Origin of the sequence: Streptomyces silaceus (genome assembly GCF_001419745.1) — a bacterium.
In the GTDB taxonomy this organism is placed as follows: Bacteria; Actinomycetota; Actinomycetes; order Streptomycetales; family Streptomycetaceae; genus Streptomyces; species Streptomyces silaceus.
Window position 1 is genome coordinate 1 of sequence record NZ_LIRJ01000270.1, and the last position, 642, is coordinate 642.

At 70.9% G+C, this 642-nt stretch carries 1 protein-coding gene; it reads right to left on the minus strand.

The window, feature by feature from the left end; genetic code table 11:
• Positions 1–642, minus strand: a 642-nt coding sequence (locus tag AOK22_RS42940; protein WP_244164964.1) for an MFS transporter, incomplete at both ends; no start/stop codon positions are given.

The window sequence follows — 642 nt, forward strand, 5'->3', positions numbered from 1 at the left end:
CGTCGGGGGCGGCGGCCTGCGTCGGGTCCCACGTGATGACCAGGCAGGTGATCAGGCCGAGCAGCGGTACGACGGACAGTGCGAGGAAGGTGTGGCCGAGGCCGAGCGCGTCCTTGATCTGCGGGAAGAGGTAGAGGCCCGCGACGCTGCCGAAGCTGCCGACCATGCCGGTGACGCCGGTGCCGAGGGCGCGGACGTCGCTGCGGTAGGAGAGCGCGGCGATGGACTTGCCGTTGGCGCCGGGTCCCGCCGAGTGGCAGAGGATGAACGCGGCGGGCAGCAGGAAGGCCACCGCCAGCGGGATGCGGCCGAAGGTGAGGCCCATGACGATCAGCGCGACGAACACGCCCGCGAAACCGACGGCCGAGCTGAGCCGCAGACCGAGCCTGCGCCCGAAGTAGGCGGAGGCGAGTCCGCCGGCGATGCCGAAGGCGTTGAACACCATCGAGCCGATGGTGGCCTTCTCGAAGCTCTCGCCGAAGATGGCGAGGCTGATGACGGGCAGGTACCAGCCGACGGCGAAGTACTGCATCGACTGGGCCAGGGAGATCACCGAGGACAGCACGGTGCGCGGCAGGTACTCGCCCTTGAAGAGCAGCCCGGCCTGGCGCATCCCGATGGCGGGCGCGGCGGCCGCGGCCC